Here is a 14,019-nt window from a genome sequence, read left to right on the forward strand (position 1 = left end):
CTCCTGATTAACTCTGCCATATTGGTCTGTAGACATGCAGTGGATTACTTACCCGATGCACACAATCCCCCGGCCCTTCATGAATTCGCCGTCTGGTCAGCTGTTCCACTTCGATCTCGGATGCAAAAACGTCAAACTGTTCAAATCGCGTCTGTAGCTCCGGGAACCGTTCCTGGTAATTCAAAATCACTTCGGCAGCCATGCGCCACCATTGCTTTTCGCTCAGGTCAAAGTGCTTCTCCAGAAACAATGCCACTTCGGTCAGGTTGATAAAACACAACGCGTCCAACATAAAGTCCTTCACCTCAGAAGGGTCTTCCTTCTCCACAAACGAATTGCGATTCACCCGCTGATGGTTGGCAGGTGGATATTCAATATCCGGGTATCCAAACGGGTGAGGAATGGATGGGCAGTAACGGATTCCGTCATGGAAATCCTTAAGCGCAATCCGGCTGGGCCATCCTTTTTTCAGCACGATAATCATATTCTGCGCATGCGATTCCAGCGCCGCTCCATGTGCGTACAGCAGATGTATCAACGGTACCACCGCAACATTCAGCAATTGCCGGGTCCAGCGATCCAGGCCATATGCGCTTATCCACGGTTTAATGACCGGAGTGCCCTGCTGATCGAGATGACACAAAGCATTGAAGGGCAAAGCATCTTCTCCTGCCCGCAAGCGTGGATGCAGACTTTCACGCCAGATCACTCCAAGTGATCCGTATATTTTTTGCTCCAGTATATTGGGCAGTTTCTGGTGATGGTACGATACCCCCGCAATCTCCTTCAGCACAATCAGACCAAGCTCATCCTGCAAAAACGAATCTTCTGCCACCACACGACCAAGCCAGTCCGAGATACGGGCTGCATTCATGATCGTGTGCTGTGCCAGAATTCGGCCGGATGACGTATTCACCATATTCAGTGGCAGTTTGACATACGGTTTATCGCGATGACTCACATTCGTCAATGTGCGAATGGATTGTTGAGGACAGTAGGGGTCACCTGCTTGACCCAGATATATAATTTCCCCTGTTCGGAGTTGCTCCGCACACGCCACCGATATTATTCGTTCCCACTGCCAGGGATGCACAGGAACGAATACATATTCATCAACACTTGCAGCCCCATCCGTATTCACTTTCTCCTCGGCATTGGCAGCCGAGTTCAATTTCAAGTTCGCAGACGATATAACTTCCTGCAAAATCAACTTGAATGTCTGTAGCTCCTGCCCCAGCTCGTTATGAATAAACTCAGCATACGTGTCCAGTGAAGACGAAATGGATATCTGGGCTGAATCCTGTTTAATCGCAATCCAGACCAGCTTGAATTCGGGTCCGAACTCCGGTCCATAGGCTTCATTGTCAGAAAGCGTGAATCCAACTCTGGATTTGTAACAAGGATGATACGGATGCCCTTCAATCAGGGCAGATTCCCACTCATCATATTCTGATACCCGAGGTTCGGGCTGACCAGCACGCCATCGCAAAGACAGCGTGTCCTTCAGATGGGTTTGCTGAAGCTCATCCATGAATTGCCCCAGCTGAGCTTCGGATGTGGGAATATGCGCAGCCATCTCCAGTAAAAAACGAGGAATAGAATCTGCTTCAGCTCGATTTTTCGATGTTACCCGCATAATTGGTTTATCTGACAACCGAATGCGATCAAAGCTCTCTTTTCGTACAGCCCAAAAGGTGTATTCCACCTTCTCTCCTGTCTCCGTCTCCCCTCGCAGTGTATACTCTGCCTCCGCATAAGGCCCGATCACCGGTTCACTCAAGATTTGCTCATACAGAAATGACTCCACCAATTGCCTGAAAATACGTCGCCGCACCATTATCCACTCTTCGGACCTGACCAATTCTGCTGTTAGACCGTTCATATGACACCTCCCATGATTGCACTGCCTCAAACCATTTCATGTGCTACTGCAAATAAATGTGCTGCGGGTGTGGATGACTCAAAAAGTCATGATGCGAGATCGCCCAGCCATAAGCACCCGCATATTGGAACAGCAAAATGTCTCCTGCCCGAACCCTGCCTGACATAATATCACTTGCCAAAATATCTTTCGGAGTACATAGCTGGCCTGCCACTGTAAAAGCGGTTTCCTTCACCTCGGGTCTGTCATACGGATGCGTCCAGTTCTCCACCTCAATCACTTCGAACGGATGACTGTGCTGCCAAGAAACGGGTAGGCGAAAATGATGTGTACCGCCACGCACGATGACATATGTTTTACCATGGTTGACTTTAACGTCAAGCACCTCGGTTGCATAATACCCACTCGACGCCGTAAGGTAACGCCCACATTCGAACAACAAAGTCGTTTCCGAAGGCAGTTCCTTTTGCAATACCGGTGCAATCCCATTCACAAATGTGTTCCAGTCAAACTGTTGCTCCAGATGGGCATAGTTCACACCAATTCCACCCCCGGCATTCAAATACCGAAGCGTGAAACCATATTGCCTCGCCCAATCCCGTGCGATCGTGCAGTAATACTCAACCAGTTTCACATGCTGCTCCGCATCCAGATTGTTCGAAAGGGAGTGAAAATGAAAGCCTTCCACCTGAATATGTGGCAAGTGTCGGAGCTGGTTCATGACTTGTGGCAGCATAACCTCGTCGATTCCGAACTGGGTCGGACGACCGCCCATAGCCAGTGTCGCCTGCGGCAGTGGACCTTTCAGGTTAATCCGCAGCAATACGGATACCCGAACGTCGTTTTGACGAGCAATCTCGTTCAGCTTGTTTAGCTCGTGCATACTCTCCACATGAATAAGCTGCACTTTATGCTCTATCGCTCCCCGAAGCTCGACTTCCGTCTTGCCTGGTCCACCAAACAGAATCGGAATATCCGCTGAGACTTGTCTCACCTTCACGATCTCGCCCAAAGATGCCACTTCAAAGCCATGAACTACAGGGGCCAGCGCTCGAAGCACCTCTTCTTCCGAGTTGGCTTTGATGGCATAGAACAGCTGACTAGATTCCGGCATGGATTGTACACGTTGATGCACATGAGCGACGAGTGCTGTTACATCCCGGATGTAGGCACATACCGGTTCGGTCTGCTGTTCTTTCAGTGCCAATAGGTGCTCACGAACTCTTGCAACCTGAGGCATACGTCCTATCTTCAGCTCTATAGCCATAAACGTGTGCCCTTTCCTTGTTCAACGGCTCTTGCATACATCTCTGCCGCACTGGAGATATCCTCAATCGCCATCCCCATCGGGTTCAGCACAATAATCTCATCCTCATGTTCTCGTCCTGACTTTGCCCCAATCAGGATCTCGCCGAGTTCAGCATGAAGCTGCTCACGGGAGAATTTCCCTTCCAGCACCAGCTGATTAATAATCTTTTTCTCCCGATTGGATTGATCCCAGTCGTCCACGACCACTTTGTCTGCCTGCGTAAATACATCCTTGTGCAAATCCATAATCGAGATGTTACTGACAAAGGTACCTTTGGCAATCCATTCATACGGAATATGGGGCGATGAGGCTACCGTAGCCGTTACAAGTACTTCCGCTTGTCGTACCGCTTGTTCTGACGAATCTTCCACCAGCACTTCAACCTGATCAAAACGCGAACCAATTTCATCGGCAAGCTGGCGGGCCGTATCGTCATTCAGGTCATACAGATGTATGGTCCGAATGGAGTCAAATTGTTCAAGCAGCGAGGTGATCTGCATTCTGGCGATTACCCCGCAGCCGATTACGCTCACTGTGCGGAAACTTTCTCTGGCTAAATATCTTGCCCCAATGGCTGTAACCGCTGCCGTGCGCATCCCACTGATCACGCTGCCTTCCATCACCGCCACCGGATAGTTGCTTTCCGGATCATTGAGGATAATAAGAGCGCTTGCACGTTCCTTATGACGCTTAGCCGGATTATCATGTTTGCTTCCAATCCACTTGAGACCACTGATCGCTACATCGCCACCCACATACGCAGGCATCGCAATAATGCGATCGGCAATATGACCGCTCTCCTCGTTAACCCGCAGATAAGGCTTCAACGGTTGCACGATATCCCGCTTGGCATGAAGCTCCAGTGCACGGGTTACTGCTTTGACATATGGCTCTGAATACAGCCCTCCCAGATCTATAATATCCTGTTTACTCATATACAAAAGGCTATGATCCTGAACGGTGCTCATATTTGATCTCTCCTCTGAGATAAATTTTTAAATACTCTTAATAGCTTGGCTTGGCGGCAATTGATTAACCCATTGCTCGTCATACACACTGTCCAGATAACGTTCTCCACGATCTGCGAAAACAGTAACCACTTTGGCTGAAGGCCGCAAGGTTGGAACCAGTTTTTCCAGTGCAGCAACCAGTGATCCGGACGAACCTCCTGCAAAAATGCCTTCCCGTTCCAGCAGCTTCTGGCAGCCCAGCACAGATTCCCGATCATCCACATGAATAACTTGGTCAATCTCGTTCGGGCTGAATAACTCAGGGACACGGTTGGCGCCGATACCTGGCAATTCACGCTGACGTGATGGTGTGCCAAAAATGATCGAGCCAACTGCATCAACGGCTACGATCCGCGCATGCGGATTTGCCTCTTTCACACGGCGGGATATGCCCAGAATACTTCCAGTCGTACTCACTGCACACACTAGTACGTCTATCTGTCCATCCATCTGCTCCACAATCTCCTGACCTGCACCATGATAGTGAGCTTGCCAGTTCAAAGGGTTGGCATACTGGTTGATCCAGTAACCTGCCGGGTCCTGACTGGCTAACTCCTTGACCCTGCGAATACGGGATTGCAAATAACTTCCGTATTCGTCCGGTTCAGTCACCATGTCAACCTGTGCCCCGAGGTAGGTTATCATTCTCAGATTCGTCGATGTGATTTTTGGATCAACCACACAGGTGAATTTCAGGCCATATCGTTTTGCGGTTAATGCGAGACCAATTCCCAGATTTCCTGAAGTGCTCTCGATGAGATGCGTATCTGGTTTGATCGTTCCTTCTCGCAGACCCTGCTCGATAATGTATCGTGCAGGTCGGTCTTTCATGCTGCCGCCGGGGTTCATCATTTCCAGCTTGGCATACACCGACGCTCCTGAAGATCCGAACAGGGAATTCAAGCGAACCAGTGGTGTTTGACCGATACAATCGATAATGGAATCCGCAACTTTAAGCGAGCGATCCTTGATTTGCAGGGTACTTTGTTCCATGTTTTTACACCAGCTTTCTGGGCATATTGTTGTCCAAAATCGTTTTATTGATAATGATTATCATTTTCAAAATTGGACACAGGGCCTATTATGCATATCCTTTTTTTTCCTGTCAACACTAAAATTTTTGGAAAGTTTTTGAAAAAAATAAGATTGACATTGAGAATCATTCTTGATAATCTGATCAGCAATTGGTTTCAAATTGCCAAAATCAAGGTGGTGAAGTAGACACATGATGTCTCAAATGGCATGGAAACAGAGCGTCCGCATTTTGTGGGGTGGACGCTTTCTTTCCAGTGCCGGGCTGACTGGAATCAGCCCTTTTATACCCTACTACATGGAGCATCTGAACGCGGGAACGCCGGAAGAGGTGCTGATGTGGACAGGTCTGTCCGTATCTGCGCCTGCTTTGTCCTACGCACTTCTGACCCCTTTTTGGGGTAAGATCGGAGATCGTTGGAGTCGAAAATGGATGGTTGTCAGAGCGCTGGTCGGACTGGCCCTTAGCATGTTTCTGATGGGCGTTGCCCAGACGCCCTTTCAATTCTTTTTGTTCCGTCTCTGCCAGGGGGCTTTCGGTGGCATATCTGATGCAAGCAGTGCGTTTGTGGGAACCCATGCCCCTGACCAAAAGCAGGGTTCTGCGCTCGGACAGTTGGAGCGGGCATCGGCAGCAGGTCTGCTCGTGGGACCACTACTAGGAAGCATATGTGTAAACACATGGGGAAGTCGTCCGCTATTGTTCATTACGGCCTCGTTGACATTGAGCTTTGCTGTGCTTGCCGCAATCGTATTAACGGGGGCGACGACTCATCGAACGCGTACGGCCAAGAACAATACTCAAGTATCTCCTGTGGAACAGCACCAGCCTTCGGCCGCTCTGTTGAATAACCATGGCAAAAACAGAAACAAGAGCGGAATTATCCATGCCTTCGTTTCGCTGATTACGCATCCGATTGCCCGAAGACTCGTTATCGCAGGCATCATTTTTAAGCTCGCAGATTTTGCAACATTTACGATGTTTACTCCGTTTATTCGTGAAATCGTCCCTTCCTCAGGTGCAGCTGCGCTTACCGTCGGGGTTCTGCTCGCGATGTCTTCGGTTGGTGAATTGGTTGGCGCATCGTGGTGGGGTAAGCGAAACGATCGTTACTTACCCGAACGCAATCTCCGGCTGGCTGGTTTGTTATGCGGCTTGTGTCTGCTTGCACATACACTTCCACTCGGGGTGGCCTGGCTGCTAGTTGTACGTTTTCTGCAAGGATTCTTCTACAGCGCCCTGTTGCAGACGGTCATGCTCAACGTGCTGAAATCCTCCACCGATCAGGATCGGGGCGTGCGCATCGGAGCTACCAACAGTATGTTAATGGCTGGTCAGATTGCCGGTCCGTCCATTGGGGTTCTAATCGGAGGTATCTGGGGAATTCCAGCTGTATTTCTCGTCATGGGGACAGTCATGCTTGCCGCTTCGCTTGCTGTACGCCGCCCAGCGGTTCATGAGCCAAAAGCTCCCGTACAACTGCCACTCCAATAATTTGTGAAAGGATGATAATCAATCATGACCAAGGATAACATCACCATCGATTCATTCCAGCAGACTGTTCATCCCTCTTTAGTATCGCCGAGCGGAATTGCTCGTCAGGAGATGCTAAGCCGTATATTGAACGCCTATCTCCGAGAAACCGAACAGCATGATCCTTATGTTCGAATTACCACGCGGCCAAACTTTTCACTTGTTATTGAGCTTCCGCGTACTGGTCAGAGGATATATGGAAATCTGCTTCATCGTTCCGCCGCTGGACATCATGTCTATGGCGACAAGTTTCACATTGCAGAATCAGGCGGGGCACAGCCCGATGGTTGGAGAGAAGTTTCTTTTGAACAAATAACAACGCTGTTGCTCGATGAAATATCATCTGTAGAACCCAATCTTAAAGCCCGAATGTTGAAAAGAGCAGAGCTGGAGCAGATGGTTTACAACAGTTTGGAGCATATGACCTCTTATCTGGAGCATGCCCTGAGTACAACATCTCCTGTAACATTGGATTTTCGCTATCTAGAACAGACACTGCTATGTGGTCATCCATTTCATCCAACTCCGAAAAGTCTGGAGGGCTTCAGTTCTTCGGATTCGCATGCCTATTCGCCAGAATTTGGCGTAAGCTTTCCGCTCAGCTGTTTTGCGGTCGCACCTGAACTTGTGTTGGAGGATTGGCTGGATACCGTGGACTATGGCAGTGAAGCACCCTGGGTTCCTGCGGAAATGGCCGAGGCCGCTTGGAAGCACCTCTCTCTGGAAAGCAAACATTATGTCCTCCTCCCTTGTCATCCTTGGCAGGCCGCCTATTTGCGGACACTTGAACCTGTAAAGTCCTTATTACGACAAGACACTTTGATTGATCTGGGCTCTACCGGACCTTCCGTGTATCCTACCTCATCGGTGCGCACGGTCTGGAATCCAAAGGAAAGTTGTTTCTATAAGCTGTCTCTTCATATTCGAATTACAAATTTTATTCGCGAGAACAATGAAGAGCAGTTGCTGCGCACACTGGATGCATCCAGAATTGTACAGCAGATTCAGGATCGCTGGACGTCAGAGAAATTTCAAATTTTGCTGGAAAAAGGCTACCGTAGCTTGAAGGTACCGGAGATACCTTCGCCCACTCAGGAGGCGCTGATCTCCGGATTCTCCATGATCCTGCGCGAAGCACCAGAGTCTTGCCGCTCTGCTTCAGGGGCTCCTTATGTTGTGGCATCTCTGATGGAGGTACTTCCCGGAGAAACCGAACCGCTGTTGTTCCGGGCCGTCCGGGAAAGTCTCCAATCATCCTCGTCGCCGGATCGTGTAAATGATGCGAGGGTGCAGACAGACTGGTATGAATGGCTTCGTCAATATCTGGAGTTGTCCATGGTTCCACTTGTGGAACTGTATGCCGAGACAGGCATTAGTCTGGAAGCTCATGTACAGAATTCCATGCTGCGTCTTGAAGATGGTATGCCTGCCACTTTTGTGGTTAGGGATCTGGAGGGCATCAGTGTCAATCGAGCCTTAGCGGAACAGCAAGGTTGGATCGATCAGGTAGTCAATGCCAACAGTCCTGTCTTGTATACCGAAGAAGAATCACGTCATCGATTGAAATATTATTTCTTTGTCAATCACCTCAGTCATGTGGTGCAGCGTCTGGCATATTATACTGGTCAACAGGAGCAGCCATACTGGAGGGTGGTGAGAAATACATTAGAGGAGCTTCGGAAAAAGACAGCCGAATCCTCGCACATCAACGACGTCATTCGTGATCTGTTGACCACCGAGACCTTACCAGCCAAAGCCAATCTGCTCAGCCGCTTCCATCAGCGTGGTGAGACGCCGTTATACGTCAACATTCCCAATCCAATGAGATAAGGAGGTTCCTTTTATCTGCTCCAATTCATCCAGCAGTATCTCCCAGCCTCCAATATTTGCATATCAAAAAACGGCCCTGGAGAACAACACAACGTGTTCTTCCAGAAGCCGTTTCTTTCTTTCTTTTAAATCATTTTCCGATTCATTTCTTATCTTTTTTCAACCTATTTATTCAAACTCATCTCCTCTTACCTTGGCAAACACCATCATATCTACCAACGTACCTGTACTGTCACGCCGCATCTTGCGCAGTACACCTTCAAGCGTATAGCCTGCGCGCTCAGCCACTTTGGCACTTCGCACATTGCGGGCATCACAGCGGATTTCCAGCCGGTTCGCCTCCATATAGGTTATTGCGAACTGCTCAATACCTCTGACTGCTTCTGTCATGAGACCCTCACCGGCACGCGAAGTTCTGATCCAATAACCGATTTCGAAACAACGTGCATTCCAGTCGATTCGATGCAGTCCGCTGCTGCCCACGAAATCATCCGTAAACCTGTCACGTAAATGAAGCATCATGTCGGTACGCTCCAGAAATTGCAGCCTGGCTTTGCGGGCATGCGCTTCCGATTCCTCCAGTGAAGGTATGTTCTCGGCAAAAGGCAACCACAAACGTAATTGCTCCGCACTTTCACAAATTGCCTCATTCACTGCCGCTCCATCTCCCCACCTCGGGGCACGAATGGTCAAACGCGGTGTTTCGAAACTTTCGGGAAAAGACAGCATTAACGGATTCATTGAAGCGGGATTGGTCATGAACTCTACTCCTCCACTTGGAAAATCGAGTCAATGATCAGCGGCAAGTTGTCCCTCACGGATACAGCGCCAAATACGGAACGGGCGTGCGCGCCCTGTTCTCCAAACACTTCCAGCATCAGATCCGAGAACCCGTTTAACACTTTATGGTGCTCCTCATACGAGGCGGTCGCATTGATGAACCCCTGCACTTTAACCACCCGTTTCACCCGATCCAGTGAACCAAGCACTTCCTGAACGACAGCCAACACCTCGATGGCAGCATTTCGGGCAAATTCATATCCCTGCTCCGTCGTGAACTGCTCCCCCAGTTTGCCACGCTCTTGCGTATCCGGCCCTTTACCGGACACATACATGATTCCATTTACAATCACCGCATTGGTATACTTTGCTGCCGGCGTACTTGCTTGGGGCAATACAATGCCCAATTCATCCAATCTGGTCTGTATCATCGGCTTCTCCTTTATGTATAAAAATGTCTTTACAAGCTATCAATCTTTCAATTTATTCCTAATTTAGTTAAATCTCAATATACGCCGGTTGCTCTTGAACTGCAAGATGTAAAATGGGTTGAAGGATATTTTCCTTCTATATAAGTAATTAATTACATTTCAAATGTCGATCAGCATTAAATGCTCTAAACTAGGATACAGGGTGCAGTTTACGATGTTAGATTCAATTGATATTTTTATTGATATTTTAAATGAATTAATAAATATATAATTCCTTAAATATTGAAAACGTCAGATTGTAATTTCAAATCATTTCTTTTACGATAGAAGCAATAACTCTAAAATCACTGGGATTGAATATAAGGAGGAATCATCATGAGTGCACCATTGTTTCGTGATCCCATCTTTGATGGAGCTGCTGATCCGGTCGTTGTATGGAATCGTTCCGAGCAAACCTGGTGGATGATCTATACCAATCGCAGAGCCACAGCCGGAGGGCCAAAGTTCGCCTGGGTGCATGGCACGGATTTGGGCGTAGCTTCTTCAGCTGACGGTGGACAGTCTTGGACTTATCGTGGTACGTTAACCGGGTTGGAGCATGAATGGGGACATAATACGTTCTGGGCTCCCGAAATTTTCTGGCATGAGGGCACGTATCACATGTATGTCAGTTACATTCAAGGGGTGCCTCATGACTGGGCTGGCCATGATCGGCACATTTTGCATTACACCAGTACGAATCTGCTCTCTTGGACATTCCATGGCAAACTGGAGCTTAGCTCGGATCGTGTGATTGATGCGTGTATTTACCCGCTGCCGAACGGAAAATTCCGGATGTGGTACAAGGATGAAGCTAATTCATCCCATACGTATGCAGCAGATAGCCCGGATCTCTATCAATGGGAAGTCATCGGTCCGGTTATTACAGGGCGTGCGCATGAAGGGCCTAACGTATTTCGTTTCCGTGATTCGTATTGGATGATTGTTGACGAATGGAGAGAACAGGCTGTTTACAAGTCGGATGACCTGGAGCATTGGGAATGGAACAGTCTGATTCTCGATCAGCCAGGAAATCGTGAGGATGATGGTGTAATCGGTTTGCATGCAGATGTCGTCGTACAGAATGATGAAGCCTATATCTTTTATTTTACCCACCCGGACCGGATCGAAGGTATCGATCATGCCAGCGAACCCGCACGTCGTTCCTCCATTCAGGCCGCACGTCTCGATGTCATTGATGGTGTGATGGTCTGTCCACGGGATGAAGTGTTACAGATGAAGTTGCGATCGGAGAACGATACAAGTCAAATTTCGGTTTGAGCTGCGTTTTTCCTAAAGTGAGATTTAAACACTGTTATACAACGTCATAATAAAGGACCTGAACCAATGTCTGCGCACGCAGGATTGCTCAGGTTCTTTTTTTTACATGTTCGGCTTCGGATCGCGTGTCTTCAAGAATTTCCTTCCTGTATTTACCTATAGGTTTAAGTGTCGTTACATGTTATTATGTAAAACTCCATTTTCAAAATGGGAAAATACTAAATACATGAACAAGGACGTATTTATGAGTACAAAAACACGACATATTATTCTGATTTTATTCACTATCATTCTGATTATTGCATCCATCTTTTTTCATAAGTATCGTGAACTCAAACATCGTATCGAGTCTTCTGCAGACTCAGCTTACCGCAGTGTTATTCTGGAAAGTATACATTATAAAAAAGAGCTGGATCGATACATCAAAAGCAACAAAACAACAGATGAAACAAACCTGAGCATCTATACGAACAATATTAAGAACGCTTTCGAATATTATGCTTTCATTGAAAGAATTACAAAAGGTAAGTGATAAAACAAACATCATTATTAAGGGACTCCAACGTTTGAAATAAACCCACCCTATCTCAGCACTCTCGTCGAACCTACTTCTCTAAACTCCTGTCGATATGTCCTCGGTGACACCTGAACCGTACGCTTGAACATCTTCCCGAAATGTGAAAAATTGCTGAATCCCGCTCGCAGAGCGATCTCGGTTATGGAATCCTCGCTTTCACGCAGCAAACGCTGCGCCTCCTTCACACGAAGCAGATTGAGATAATCGCTGAACGTGAAACCTGTAGTCTGTTTGAACAAACGGCTTAGATAATGGGGACTAATTCGAAATAATGCAGCAACCTCAGGCAGCGCTAGATCCTGCTGATAGTTATCGTTGAGATAACGCACCACTGCCTGTGCCTTGGGATGCAGAACCGGCTCACTGTCGGCCGAGTGCACGGTGCTCAAATGTTTGTTACGGTAAGCAAACAACAGCAGTTCAACGGATCGGTGACGCAGCAGCAGACTGCTTCCATCTCTGGTATGGACCATCTCATCAATCATTTCACTGACCATTCGCTCCGCTGTTTCACTTGCCTGTGAAGGAAGCCTCAGAATGGGAATATTCCAGCCGAATGGCTCCTTCAGTCCCTCAGCCAGCTCGGGTAAAATGGCCAATTCGGTGAACAGCTCTGGCTTGATATACAGAACAATTCGATCATGGTCTGGTCTTCCACTCTCCATTGTTTTATGAACGGTATTCCGGTTAATGAATACGAAGTCTCCGGCTTTGACTCGATAAGTTCGATCCTTAATGAAGTAAATGCGCTCACCCGATAGCAGGTAGTACAGCTCATAATGGTCATGCAGATGGTCATCGGTCATGGAAAAATATCCAAGGCGGCGATCATATTCGATATTCAAATATCCGGTGGGATCATGGTAATCCGCTTGAAATGTCTGTATCATGCAGCTGCCCCCTTTAGTTGAATTATAGCAAAATAAGCGGCATTTGAAAGCGATTACGCACAAAAAGCGGCGAATGAAGTGCTTCCTTGTTATAGTCTAAAGCTATATTCAAGGAGGCGATAGACATGAGTAACAAAAAACGCTACGTATTGGTCGGAACAGGCGGCCGTGCTGAATTTTTCTATGGAGCATTAGCCCAAAATTTCAGGGAAACATCCGAACTTGCAGCTTTTTGTGACATTAACCAGACACGCATGAATTACGCCAATCAGCTGCTGAGGGAAAAATATAAATACAATGAGGTACCAACCTATCCTGCAGATCAGTTTGATCAGATGATTGAGAACGAGAAGCCGGACTTCGTCATTGTAACCAGCATCGACCGCACCCACCACAAATATATCATTCGGGCAATGGAGCTTGGCTGTGATGTTGTGACTGAGAAGCCCATGACCATCGATGAACACAAATGTCAGGATATTCTTGATGCCGTCAAGCGGACTGGACAAAATATACGCGTCACCTTTAACTACCGTTATGCGCCGCACCACACCAAGATACGCGAACTGATTCAGAACGACACAATCGGAAAAGTGACTTCGGTCCACTTCGAATGGCTGCTGAATACGCGCCATGGCGCAGATTACTTCCGCCGCTGGCACCGGGACAAGCGTAATAGTGGCGGACTGCTCGTACACAAATCCACGCATCACTTCGACTTGGTCAATTTCTGGATCGGTTCGCAGCCTGAGACCGTCTTCGCATTCGGCGATCTCATGTATTATGGTAGAGAGAACGCAGAGGAACGAGGCGTGACCCAGTTTTACACTCGTGCAACGGGCAACCCGATTGCGCAAGAAGATCCTTTTGCCCTGCATCTGGATTCGGATGCACATCTCAAAGCCATGTATCTGGATGCTGAACCGGAAGACGGCTACCAGCGGGATCAAAGCGTATTCGGAGATGGCATCAACATCGAGGATACGATGGGTGTTCTTGTCCAGTATCAGAACAAAGCCATTTTGACCTATTCACTGGTTGCATACCAGCCGTGGGAAGGCTATCGCATCGCCATTAATGGCACCAAAGGCCGGATCGAAATGAATATTGTTGAACAATCCTATGTTAACTCGCTGGGTGACAAAAATCTTGAAGGTGCATTGATTGGCAAAACACTGCGTGTCCTTCCCATGTTCGATGCCCCATACGAGGTTCAGGTCGAGGAAAAAGAAGGCGGTCATGGCGGAGGTGATCCTGTACTTCTGAATGATCTGTTTGGAGAGCCAGCGGAAGATCCATACCACCGCGCTGCCAACCAATTCGACGGAGCAAGATCCATCCTCACCGGAATTGCAGCCAACCGCGCCATCGCAACCGGCTTACCTGTTCGCATCAACAATCTGGTTCGTTTCTAGGAACGCAAG

12 protein-coding genes are annotated in these 14,019 nt (G+C 48.1%); 5 read left to right on the forward strand and 7 right to left on the reverse strand.

Annotated elements, in window-relative coordinates:
* Positions 1–7: 7 nt before the first annotated feature.
* The 4 genes from MHB84_RS00190 to sbnA are packed head-to-tail and all read right to left on the reverse strand — an operon-like array spanning position 8 to position 5,194.
* A complete protein-coding gene (locus MHB84_RS00190; RefSeq protein WP_076289700.1) occupies positions 8–1,882 on the reverse strand; it encodes an IucA/IucC family protein in 1,875 nt (624 codons plus the stop codon).
* Between the two features lie 43 nt (positions 1,883–1,925).
* On the reverse strand, positions 1,926–3,149 hold the full coding sequence (locus MHB84_RS00195) for a type III PLP-dependent enzyme (RefSeq protein WP_076289699.1): 1,224 nt from the start codon (positions 3,147–3,149) through the stop codon (positions 1,926–1,928).
* Positions 3,140–4,159, reverse strand: a complete 1,020-nt coding sequence (gene sbnB, locus MHB84_RS00200) for a 2,3-diaminopropionate biosynthesis protein SbnB (RefSeq protein WP_076289698.1) — start codon at positions 4,157–4,159, stop codon at positions 3,140–3,142. Before sbnB ends, MHB84_RS00195 begins: the two co-directional genes overlap by 10 nt.
* 27 nt (positions 4,160–4,186) lie before the next feature.
* Positions 4,187–5,194, reverse strand: coding sequence for a 2,3-diaminopropionate biosynthesis protein SbnA (sbnA, locus tag MHB84_RS00205; RefSeq protein WP_143764717.1), 1,008 nt, complete (start codon positions 5,192–5,194; stop codon positions 4,187–4,189).
* A gap of 232 nt (positions 5,195–5,426) precedes the next feature.
* On the opposite strand from sbnA, the gene MHB84_RS00210 reads away from it, so the two are divergent.
* Positions 5,427–6,728, forward strand: coding sequence for an MFS transporter (locus tag MHB84_RS00210; protein ID WP_076289697.1), 1,302 nt, complete (start codon positions 5,427–5,429; stop codon positions 6,726–6,728).
* A gap of 24 nt (positions 6,729–6,752) precedes the next feature.
* On the forward strand, positions 6,753–8,597 hold the full coding sequence (locus MHB84_RS00215) for an IucA/IucC family protein (protein WP_076289696.1): 1,845 nt from the start codon (positions 6,753–6,755) through the stop codon (positions 8,595–8,597).
* A 168-nt stretch (positions 8,598–8,765) separates the two neighbouring features.
* Here the strand turns inward: MHB84_RS00215 and MHB84_RS00220 are convergent, their stop codons facing one another.
* Together MHB84_RS00220 and MHB84_RS00225 are read right to left on the reverse strand one after the other, a co-directional pair.
* A complete protein-coding gene (locus tag MHB84_RS00220; RefSeq protein ID WP_433923309.1) occupies positions 8,766–9,356 on the reverse strand; it encodes a GNAT family N-acetyltransferase in 591 nt (196 codons plus the stop codon).
* Positions 9,357–9,361: 5 nt separating this feature from the next.
* On the reverse strand, positions 9,362–9,808 hold the full coding sequence (locus MHB84_RS00225) for a RidA family protein (RefSeq protein WP_076289695.1): 447 nt from the start codon (positions 9,806–9,808) through the stop codon (positions 9,362–9,364).
* 375 nt (positions 9,809–10,183) lie between these two features.
* Between MHB84_RS00225 and MHB84_RS00230 the strand changes: the two genes are divergently transcribed.
* Together MHB84_RS00230 and MHB84_RS00235 are read left to right on the forward strand one after the other, a co-directional pair.
* The gene (locus MHB84_RS00230) at positions 10,184–11,128 is read left to right on the forward strand and encodes a glycosyl hydrolase (RefSeq protein ID WP_076289694.1); all 945 of its coding nucleotides are present in this window, start codon (positions 10,184–10,186) and stop codon (positions 11,126–11,128) included.
* A gap of 244 nt (positions 11,129–11,372) precedes the next feature.
* Entirely contained in the window at positions 11,373–11,660 is a 288-nt protein-coding gene (locus MHB84_RS00235) for a hypothetical protein (protein ID WP_099852880.1), read from the forward strand.
* A 50-nt stretch (positions 11,661–11,710) separates the two neighbouring features.
* Here MHB84_RS00235 and MHB84_RS00240 read toward each other — a convergent pair whose 3' ends face one another.
* Entirely contained in the window at positions 11,711–12,595 is an 885-nt protein-coding gene (locus MHB84_RS00240; protein ID WP_076289692.1) for an AraC family transcriptional regulator, read from the reverse strand.
* A 125-nt stretch (positions 12,596–12,720) separates the two neighbouring features.
* Here MHB84_RS00240 and MHB84_RS00245 point away from each other — a divergent pair, with 125 nt between their 5' ends.
* Positions 12,721–14,010: a Gfo/Idh/MocA family oxidoreductase gene (locus MHB84_RS00245; protein ID WP_076289691.1), complete on the forward strand. Its 1,290-nt coding sequence runs from the start codon at positions 12,721–12,723 to the stop codon at positions 14,008–14,010.
* The last annotated feature ends 9 nt before the right edge of the window (positions 14,011–14,019 follow it).

This window comes from Paenibacillus sp. FSL F4-0087, from assembly GCF_038020215.1.
GTDB lineage: Bacteria > Bacillota > Bacilli > Paenibacillales > Paenibacillaceae > Paenibacillus > Paenibacillus taichungensis.

What these genes read in the sequence shown, in the direction of transcription:
- MHB84_RS00190 (WP_076289700.1), bottom strand. Translation starts at nt 1,882, where the DNA reads ATGAACGGTCTAACAGCAGAATTGGTCAGGTCCGAAGAGTGGATAATG.
- MHB84_RS00195 (WP_076289699.1), bottom strand. Translation starts at nt 3,149, where the DNA reads ATGGCTATAGAGCTGAAGATAGGACGTATGCCTCAGGTTGCAAGAGTT.
- sbnB (WP_076289698.1), bottom strand. Translation starts at nt 4,159, where the DNA reads ATGAGCACCGTTCAGGATCATAGCCTTTTGTATATGAGTAAACAGGAT.
- sbnA (WP_143764717.1), bottom strand. Translation starts at nt 5,194, where the DNA reads ATGGAACAAAGTACCCTGCAAATCAAGGATCGCTCGCTTAAAGTTGCG.
- MHB84_RS00210 (WP_076289697.1), top strand. Translation starts at nt 5,427, where the DNA reads ATGATGTCTCAAATGGCATGGAAACAGAGCGTCCGCATTTTGTGGGGT.
- MHB84_RS00215 (WP_076289696.1), top strand. Translation starts at nt 6,753, where the DNA reads ATGACCAAGGATAACATCACCATCGATTCATTCCAGCAGACTGTTCAT.
- MHB84_RS00220 (WP_433923309.1), bottom strand. Translation starts at nt 9,356, where the DNA reads ATGACCAATCCCGCTTCAATGAATCCGTTAATGCTGTCTTTTCCCGAA.
- MHB84_RS00225 (WP_076289695.1), bottom strand. Translation starts at nt 9,808, where the DNA reads ATGATACAGACCAGATTGGATGAATTGGGCATTGTATTGCCCCAAGCA.
- MHB84_RS00230 (WP_076289694.1), top strand. Translation starts at nt 10,184, where the DNA reads ATGAGTGCACCATTGTTTCGTGATCCCATCTTTGATGGAGCTGCTGAT.
- MHB84_RS00235 (WP_099852880.1), top strand. Translation starts at nt 11,373, where the DNA reads ATGAGTACAAAAACACGACATATTATTCTGATTTTATTCACTATCATT.
- MHB84_RS00240 (WP_076289692.1), bottom strand. Translation starts at nt 12,595, where the DNA reads ATGATACAGACATTTCAAGCGGATTACCATGATCCCACCGGATATTTG.
- MHB84_RS00245 (WP_076289691.1), top strand. Translation starts at nt 12,721, where the DNA reads ATGAGTAACAAAAAACGCTACGTATTGGTCGGAACAGGCGGCCGTGCT.